This window comes from Campylobacter concisus UNSWCS (assembly GCF_000466685.1).
GTDB classification, from domain to species: domain Bacteria; phylum Campylobacterota; class Campylobacteria; order Campylobacterales; family Campylobacteraceae; genus Campylobacter_A; species Campylobacter_A concisus_A.
In genome coordinates this window covers 1-7132 of the sequence record NZ_ANNG01000089.1, presented here as the reverse complement: position 1 = coordinate 7132, position 7132 = coordinate 1, and the positions used below count along the sequence as shown (strand labels likewise).

Genomic DNA, 7132 nt, shown 5'->3' with positions numbered 1-7132 from the left:
GCACGATATATATAATTTAGAGTTGTAGGTTTTTATGAAGCTAAATCAAAAATTAAAATAATGGGTTAAAATGTCAAACGAAATATTTTTATTATATCATTCTTATGAATACGGCAAACAAAATGAACACGAAGCTAAAAAAAATCTTGGCATATATTCATCTTTAAAAAGTGCATCAGAAGCAGTAAATAGATACAAAAATTTACAAGGATATAATCAATTCCCAAAAAAGTGTTTTATAATTGATAAATTTACACAAAATATTGATAATTATTTTACAAATGGTTTTTACACAATTCTTGAACCATACCAAAATCACAAAATAAATAAATATACAAAAATTTACGCTGAAATATCTTTTGAAAGCAAAAATATTAGTCTGATTGATGATTTGAATAATATTATAAAATTTGCACCGACAAAAATTGGTAAAATTGGCGAAATGTTAAAAAGCAAACGAATACGAGATAATAATTTATGGGAATTTCAAACCAAAATTATAAAGGCAAACGAACTTAGTAAGGTATCAAAAAGACTTTGTGATTTGTTTTACAATATTAAAGATAAGCTCGGAGAATATGTTCGCAAAAATAGTTGTTCTGTGAATATTTATTTTGTCGTAGATATTGGTAGGGACGGCTTTTGCATAGAAATAGATGAAAAACTGATGCAACTAGCATTGGTGCTAAATTCAAAAATTTCATTTGACGGATTAAGTTAAAAAATATTAGTACCGTAGGGGTGGTTCTTTGCCCGTTACAAAGGTTTAATTAAGGGATTAAAAATGATAAAATTTGATAAAAATATAAAATTCGGTGGGCAAGGATGCCCACCCTACGGTGCTATGCCAATAAAATCAAGGATTTAAAATGAGTGAAGTAATTTTAAAAAATTCTAATTTGAAAAAAAACTGAATTAACTTATGCTTCTAGTTCCATAATCTATGATAGTTTAAAAGAATTTATTTATTCAAAATATAATGGAGATTGTTTAAAAATAGATTTATAAGGAGCAAGAGTAATATCTGGTCAAACTGACGGAGTGGTTAGATATTATAAGAACGGCTATTATATAGACAAAGTTGGTAACAAAATTATATCGTTTGGGAAACAATAAAATGTTGCAACATGAATTTTTAATAAAAACTACGCAGAACAATCTAGATTGTGAAGAAAACATTGCTATTGTCGATGATGATTTAATGCTTTATATTATTAACTCATTTAATCACATAGTGACTACTTGGAATAATGACAAAAATAAAAGAAAAGGATTAAACTATTATGGCTATACTTGGATTATAGATAAGGTAGAATTTCAAAAAACAATTCTTAACTGGAAAGAATTTTTTACAAATTCTAGCAACAAGATAGTAATAAAACAAAATTTGCATTTGTTAAACAAGATAAATTTAAAGACAAATAGAAAAAATTTTGTTTTAGATAAAAATAGAGTAATTTTTCAATTAGAAAAATTACTTGAATTGATTAATATAGCAATTTCTAAAAATTTATATTTTTTGCACTTGGGGATATAAAAAACATGTAAGGTAATATTATGAAAAACTATATTGTTAATTCAGAAAATTTTGATAAAGAATTTAAAACTTTACTTAAAAGTAAAAAGAAAAAATATGCAATAAAATCTAAATTTGATTTTGAAAATGTTTGTGTCGGTAAAAAAATAGAATTAATTAAATTTTTAATTTCTAATAAAAATTTAGTTGGAAATATTGTGTATAAAATCCTTTTTTGGGAAAAAGACCGGTATTATGTGGCAAATGCACAAAATAAACGTTTGTTATATAATGCGTAAAATTTCCAATATGTCGTGATTGTGACTTTCGCTCAGAACCCCAAAAATCTCAAGCATTTTTAAATAGTCGTTTGCATCATTTCTATTTATTATAAGATTAGCATGTTCGTTTTGGTTTGCCATTCTACCAATTAAAGGTAAAGTCGTAGTTGGCGAAAGATTTGTAACAGGGAAGCAAAAATACAGCATTGGTTGAACTCCAATCGCTCTTTGCTTCTCTCGAATAATAACTTCAGATATAAGGTTCCCGTTGAACTGATATATAGCCAATGGATAATTAATATGAGAGCAATAAAAATTCAATCCAGCAATTGTTTTGGGCATAAATATATCTCTACTGATATGTAAGGAATTTTCGATAAAGCTCGTAACTGGCAGAGCTGCCAATCTTTGAGATAGTGCTTGAATTTGTTGGGGTGATATTGCCCCAAAATTTTTTAGATAATGAACTATTTCGCTAAGTTCATATAAACTTTTTAACCTACCGTTTGCCCCCGTAAATTGCAAGTGTCCTAGAGTTGTATCGTTTATTCTATCCTGCGTAACATCATACCCAATTTGCCATTCGATATAATGATTTGGACCAAAAGGGGTTTGTCTCGTTGCTGTAGGTTCTCCATAGTCAGCGAAAGTATTTCTAACCTTCACTCTAGTTTTTCCAGTTTGTGTAGTAAGTGGAATATCTACATATATTTCTTGTCTTTGTTGGTTTACTTGCAGCATAGAATCTCCTTAAAATAATTATCTACTACTTTCGATATTTTACCACTTTTGGAACTTTTAACGAAATCTTCGACGTGCTTGCTAAAAAAGGAATTATCGATAAAAACATCTAAATTTCCACACCAAAAAGGAAGATTTTTTGCATAAATTTTAAAAAGATTAACATAGTGGTAATATGGTAAATGCTCTTGTTCTATTGTAATAGCATTGGCGCATTTTTCTTTTAAAAAAGTTTTATTTCTTTTTAGGGCATTAATGTCCCTCATAGTATAAAAGTAGCCTGCAGGGTTTTTAGCTTCCTTTTTTGGATATTTGTTTAGATAGTTTCCTATAAAATCAAAGTCGTTTAACTTAAAAACAGCGCCGTCTTCTGCTTTAAAACTAAAATTCTTGATGTAATCAAAGCTCATAGTGCCCTTTTTATACAACGCAATAATAATCGGAAATTCTACTCCGCTTGTAAAATATCTTGATGAAATAACTAGGCCATCTATTAGCTTATATTGCATCCTAAAATCATTCAATAATTTAAAATTAGATGATTTTACGAGATATGATAGAGGGTGTAAAACGCATATATAATCAGGATATAGCTTTACGTAAGAGCGTAAAAAAGATATGCCGAGGTCTCTTGTTTTTAAGTCAACATCTATTACAAAATCTTGTTTTTTTATATCTTTCTTGATTTGAGACGTAATATCGTTATACGGGGGGTTGCCAACTATGATTAATTTTTCATTATCTTTGATATTGTAGGTTGCTCTACTCGCCATATTAAGTGCATTAATTACATACTTATGCTTTAGTTCTAGTCTCGCGATAGCTATTTCATCAATATCCGCCGCTACCTTTTTATTTAAACTATCGTATTTTAAAAACTCCCCATACCCGCAAGAGCTATCAAGTAATGTATAGTTTTCAAATTCCTCTTTTATGTTATTTTTTAATAGCTCATAAGCTAAATTAACTAATTTTTGGGGTGTATAGTATGAACCCAAATTAACCGTATCAGCTTTGTTTAAATGAATTTGTGTATGTGTGTGTATTGCCATATCTTATTATTCTTTTACCTTTTATTAATCTGCAATTTTATGTTCGAGCAATTCACATACCATTAAGGCAAACGCAAAACTAAACTTACCTCGATTAATTTTATTTGCTAAATTCTCTCTTGATTCGTTTAAGCCTTTTTCTTTTAATAGCTCTGCTAGTCTTGGATAGTCTATATCAGCTTTTGCCATTTGTGTTTTTAGATACACTTTTGCTCGTTTTTCATATTCGGTCATCAATAGCCTTTTTACTTCGCATTCATTCTTAACGCCAAATCGAGTATATTTTATGACTATATCTAAAATTTTATAATACAACAATAAATAATTATAAATAATCTAATAAAATGAAATATCTTTATATATTTATTAAAATATAATCATATATGTGATATAATATCATCATAAATAAAGATAAAAAAAGATTAAAAAATGTCCCAATACTTCTAATTCTCGTCTAAGGCTAGAACAATCTCGGTTAGAAAGATAGCTAGTATGAGCGAGAACGAGTGTTACGAGTATTTTAAATCGATTCGTTGGAGTTCCAACAAAGGTAATCCTGTTTGTCCGATTTGCGGAAGCGCTTCGTCTCATTATTTTATAGAAAGTAGACTACAATATCGCTGCAAGGATTGTTTTCATACCTTTAGCGTTACTAGCGGAACGATATTTCACTCTCATAAGCTAGACTTTATGGTTATGCTTCTTGCTATTGTTATATTTTCTAACGCTACGAAAGGTATTTCGGTCTTACAGCTTGGTAGAGACCTGGACGTTCAATATAAAATGGCTTGGGTCTTACTCATAAAATCAGAGAAAGCTTAATAGAGCAAAAATCTGATAATAAATTGAGCGGTATAGTCGAGATGTACGGAGTATATGTCGGAAATTACATAAAACCCGCTAATAATAGAGTAGATAGACGTAAGGCTTTTAAGCCAAATAAGAGAGTTATCATATCGCTTAGAGAAAGAAATTTGTCTGGAAGCGGAGCTGGTAGAACTAAGACCTTTATATTAAAAAGCGAGAATAATTTAGATATAAATGCTACCAAATCTCATATTGCACCAAACAGTGAAATTCATACCGATGAGATTTCGGCTTACGACGTTTTGCTAGCTCATTACGATTTAAAAAGAGTAAATCGCCAAATAGAATATAGCGGTATGAACGGGGGAAAATAATAACCAAAGCGAAAGCTTTAACGCTAGATTTAGAAGGCTACAATACGGTCAATGCCATAAACTAGGAACGCTTTATTTATCAAACTACGCAAACGAGATTGCTCTCCGAGAAGATGCTAGAAGGCTAGATAATAATAAAGCCATAATGGATGATATCTTATCGAGATGCCTAGCCGACAACTCAATATCTAACGAGTTTTTGCGGTTACTTTACTTCTCTGCGCTCGTAACTGCAAGCAAACGGCAAGGCAATCACAGAGTAGCCGAAAGACTCGGAGCTTAGGACGCTATTTTATGAATTTTACTCCATTGTCGGTAAATAACGAGACAGTTCCTCTTTTTATGAGCTTTTAAATTAAATGGAATATGTGCTTTGTTTGTATTTAGCAATGAAAACGTCGTCCACCTTCTCGTCTTTAAAAACATACTTGGCTATTTTATTTACAGTGATAGGCTTTATCTTTAGATACTCTATAATCTCCTACGGATTTAATTCTCCGTGAGGAAAATAAAGCATTATTAACTCTTTTAGCCTGGATGAATGTGGTCTTATAGCTAGGATTAAATATCGCAATAGTTTTATCTATCGTTTTCAAGCTCTGATTTTAGCTTTGAGATTATATCTTGATGATATTTGATATTTTCCTGAAGCTCGGAATACTTACTAATGAGAGCGGATATTACGTTAGATTCAGCTATATAAAATTCATTACGATATGCTGCAATAGACTGAATTTTAGCTGATTTTAGAATGAAAGTCTTGTGCGGATGTTACATAATACCGGAAATAATTACTTATTTGATAATAATGAGTTGCTGGCTATAAAAGAATATAAAAATAAACTTGATATTATTTGTAAAAACAATAATACAGATACAGATTTATATGAAATGCTAGAAATTTGGAATAAGATAGTTATAAGTTCTGTAAATTTACTAAATTTATTAGGCTATTCTCTTAATGATTTTGATGAAGATGCAAACTTGATAGCTGAACATAAAGTTTAGTAATATAGTATTGTCAAAAATCAATAAATTTATAAATCTTTTCTTGTAATTACTTATTTTAAGCTAGTACGTTGATAGGTTAAATTTTATTCTTAAAAGAGCTATTGATTTTATCAACTAGTTGGTATAATCATCCCTAGCCAAATCAGCTATTAGTGCAGGAGTAGTCTTAAGAACTCTACTAAGGCTGACAGGAGAAAATCTACTTAAATTTGATTTAACTTTTTATGGTTCTTCCTTAATATATTGCTCATTTGCGAGATTAAGTTAAACGAAGGCTTAAAATTTAGATAAATTTTATTTGCATTATATATAATACTTGCATTACAAATATTATAAAGGAATGATATGCAAATCTCAGTTAGACTTGATGAAGAGACTGGCAAAGCACTTGAAAGACTAGCCAGTGATACAAAAAGAACCAAGAGTTTTTATGTCCAAGAAGCCATTAGAAATTTCTTGGAAGATTTAGAAGATTATACAGACGCCATAAATGAGCTAAAAAACATAGAAAATACACCAAATCCAAAATTCTACTCAATAGATGAAGTAGCCAATAAACTTGGTGTAAAAATATGAAAGTAAATTTTAGCGAAAATGCACTAGCTGAGCTGACTAGGATTGACAAAGGTATAAGTGCCAGAATACTTAAAAAACTTAAAGAGATAGAGCGCCTTGATAATCCAAGAGATAGTGGCAAGGCTTTAGTTGGAAATTTAGCTGGACTTTGGAGATATAGAGTTGGCGATTATAGGATAATTTGCAAGATAAATGACAATGAGTTAATTATCCTTGTAATCAATATTAAAAAAAGAAGCGAGGCATATAATTAGCAAAGTTTTGTTGATTTATTATGAGTCTAATCAAACTTTATATTTTTTAAATGCAACTTTATATCGTTTTTTATAATATTTCTTATCAATTTTAGTAATTTTTGATACAAGTTTTTGTGTGGTTATTAATATTGTTCTAATATCAAAAATATTTAAATGTGTATCATCTAGATAGCTTCTTAAAATATGGAACTATCTATATAATAAGCTAGTAGGCAATATAGTGCTAGCTATGTTCTTAAAAGGATGTTTAAAAAATAAAGTCCCAGAGTTTGATGGCAGAAAAATAATAGAAAAAACGGCGGTAGAAATTATTAGAGATAGTCAAAAATGAGAGAGCTTTATAAGATTTATTTAAAGGACAATGCGCAATTGGGGCAGATACCAAAAATAATTCACTATTCTGGCAACACTCTTTTGCCAAAACCATTTGCACTAAGTATCGTAAAGTATAGCGACAATGAAGGATATTATTTACTTTATTTTGACAAATTTGGAGAAGAGCAGGCAGATACGTATC

The 7132-nt window shown here is 29.7% G+C and carries 11 protein-coding genes and 1 pseudogene; 9 read left to right on the top strand and 3 right to left on the bottom strand.

The features are described 5' to 3' along the window. The first annotated feature begins 70 nt into the window (after positions 1-70). The 3 genes from UNSWCS_RS11595 to UNSWCS_RS10745 all read left to right on the top strand — a co-directional run bounded on the left by UNSWCS_RS11595 (position 71) and on the right by UNSWCS_RS10745 (position 1815). Positions 71-721 carry a DUF4279 domain-containing protein gene (locus tag UNSWCS_RS11595; RefSeq protein WP_021088517.1) on the top strand — a complete coding sequence of 217 codons (651 nt, stop codon included), beginning with the start codon at positions 71-73 and terminating at the stop codon, positions 719-721. A 396-nt stretch (positions 722-1117) separates the two neighbouring features. After that, complete coding sequence (locus tag UNSWCS_RS10750; RefSeq protein ID WP_051267854.1) at positions 1118-1537, top strand: hypothetical protein; 420 nt, start codon at positions 1118-1120, stop codon at positions 1535-1537. Between the two features lie 20 nt (positions 1538-1557). Continuing rightward, a complete protein-coding gene (locus tag UNSWCS_RS10745; protein ID WP_035144047.1) occupies positions 1558-1815 on the top strand; it encodes a hypothetical protein in 258 nt (85 codons plus the stop codon). Here UNSWCS_RS10745 and UNSWCS_RS10740 read toward each other — a convergent pair. Genes UNSWCS_RS10740 through UNSWCS_RS10730 form a run of 3 tightly spaced genes read right to left on the bottom strand, consistent with a single transcriptional unit; the run spans position 1801 to position 3824 of the window. After that, a complete protein-coding gene (locus tag UNSWCS_RS10740; RefSeq protein ID WP_021088520.1) occupies positions 1801-2538 on the bottom strand; it encodes a R.Pab1 family restriction endonuclease in 738 nt (245 codons plus the stop codon). The two genes, UNSWCS_RS10745 and UNSWCS_RS10740, sit on opposite strands and share 15 nt — an antisense overlap. Further along, positions 2526-3590, bottom strand: a complete 1065-nt coding sequence (locus UNSWCS_RS10735; protein WP_021088515.1) for a hypothetical protein — start codon at positions 3588-3590, stop codon at positions 2526-2528. The genes UNSWCS_RS10740 and UNSWCS_RS10735 overlap by 13 nt, the downstream gene beginning before the upstream one ends. A 24-nt stretch (positions 3591-3614) precedes the next feature. Continuing rightward, on the bottom strand, positions 3615-3824 hold the full coding sequence (locus UNSWCS_RS10730; RefSeq protein WP_021088519.1) for a DUF6471 domain-containing protein: 210 nt from the start codon (positions 3822-3824) through the stop codon (positions 3615-3617). A gap of 258 nt (positions 3825-4082) precedes the next feature. Between UNSWCS_RS10730 and UNSWCS_RS12600 the strand changes: the two genes are divergently transcribed. The 6 genes and pseudogenes from UNSWCS_RS12600 to UNSWCS_RS10710 all read left to right on the top strand — a co-directional run bounded on the left by UNSWCS_RS12600 (position 4083) and on the right by UNSWCS_RS10710 (position 6612). Beyond that, complete coding sequence (locus UNSWCS_RS12600; protein WP_235044411.1) at positions 4083-4412, top strand: transposase; 330 nt, start codon at positions 4083-4085, stop codon at positions 4410-4412. A gap of 41 nt (positions 4413-4453) precedes the next feature. After that, positions 4454-4771 carry a transposase gene (locus UNSWCS_RS12685; protein WP_265182496.1) on the top strand — a complete coding sequence of 106 codons (318 nt, stop codon included), beginning with the start codon at positions 4454-4456 and terminating at the stop codon, positions 4769-4771. Between the two features lie 49 nt (positions 4772-4820). Then, a pseudogene (locus UNSWCS_RS12775) lies at positions 4821-5054 on the top strand (hypothetical protein); the annotation flags it as partial. Positions 5055-5539: 485 nt separating this feature from the next. Continuing rightward, positions 5540-5779, top strand: a complete 240-nt coding sequence (locus UNSWCS_RS10720; protein ID WP_035144046.1) for a hypothetical protein — start codon at positions 5540-5542, stop codon at positions 5777-5779. Between the two features lie 348 nt (positions 5780-6127). Then, the gene (locus UNSWCS_RS10715) at positions 6128-6358 is read left to right on the top strand and encodes a DUF6290 family protein (protein ID WP_021088521.1); all 231 of its coding nucleotides are present in this window, start codon (positions 6128-6130) and stop codon (positions 6356-6358) included. Then, complete coding sequence (locus UNSWCS_RS10710) at positions 6355-6612, top strand: type II toxin-antitoxin system RelE family toxin (protein ID WP_021088518.1); 258 nt, start codon at positions 6355-6357, stop codon at positions 6610-6612. The genes UNSWCS_RS10715 and UNSWCS_RS10710 overlap by 4 nt, the downstream gene beginning before the upstream one ends. Positions 6613-7132 lie beyond the last annotated feature (520 nt).

What these genes read in the sequence shown, in the direction of transcription:
- UNSWCS_RS10715 (WP_021088521.1), top strand. Translation starts at nt 6,128, where the DNA reads ATGCAAATCTCAGTTAGACTTGATGAAGAGACTGGCAAAGCACTTGAA.
- UNSWCS_RS12685 (WP_265182496.1), top strand. Translation starts at nt 4,454, where the DNA reads ATGTACGGAGTATATGTCGGAAATTACATAAAACCCGCTAATAATAGA.
- UNSWCS_RS10740 (WP_021088520.1), bottom strand. Translation starts at nt 2,538, where the DNA reads ATGCTGCAAGTAAACCAACAAAGACAAGAAATATATGTAGATATTCCA.
- UNSWCS_RS10745 (WP_035144047.1), top strand. Translation starts at nt 1,558, where the DNA reads ATGAAAAACTATATTGTTAATTCAGAAAATTTTGATAAAGAATTTAAA.
- UNSWCS_RS12600 (WP_235044411.1), top strand. Translation starts at nt 4,083, where the DNA reads ATGAGCGAGAACGAGTGTTACGAGTATTTTAAATCGATTCGTTGGAGT.
- UNSWCS_RS11595 (WP_021088517.1), top strand. Translation starts at nt 71, where the DNA reads ATGTCAAACGAAATATTTTTATTATATCATTCTTATGAATACGGCAAA.
- UNSWCS_RS10750 (WP_051267854.1), top strand. Translation starts at nt 1,118, where the DNA reads ATGTTGCAACATGAATTTTTAATAAAAACTACGCAGAACAATCTAGAT.
- UNSWCS_RS10720 (WP_035144046.1), top strand. Translation starts at nt 5,540, where the DNA reads ATGTTACATAATACCGGAAATAATTACTTATTTGATAATAATGAGTTG.
- UNSWCS_RS10710 (WP_021088518.1), top strand. Translation starts at nt 6,355, where the DNA reads ATGAAAGTAAATTTTAGCGAAAATGCACTAGCTGAGCTGACTAGGATT.
- UNSWCS_RS10730 (WP_021088519.1), bottom strand. Translation starts at nt 3,824, where the DNA reads ATGACCGAATATGAAAAACGAGCAAAAGTGTATCTAAAAACACAAATG.
- UNSWCS_RS10735 (WP_021088515.1), bottom strand. Translation starts at nt 3,590, where the DNA reads ATGGCAATACACACACATACACAAATTCATTTAAACAAAGCTGATACG.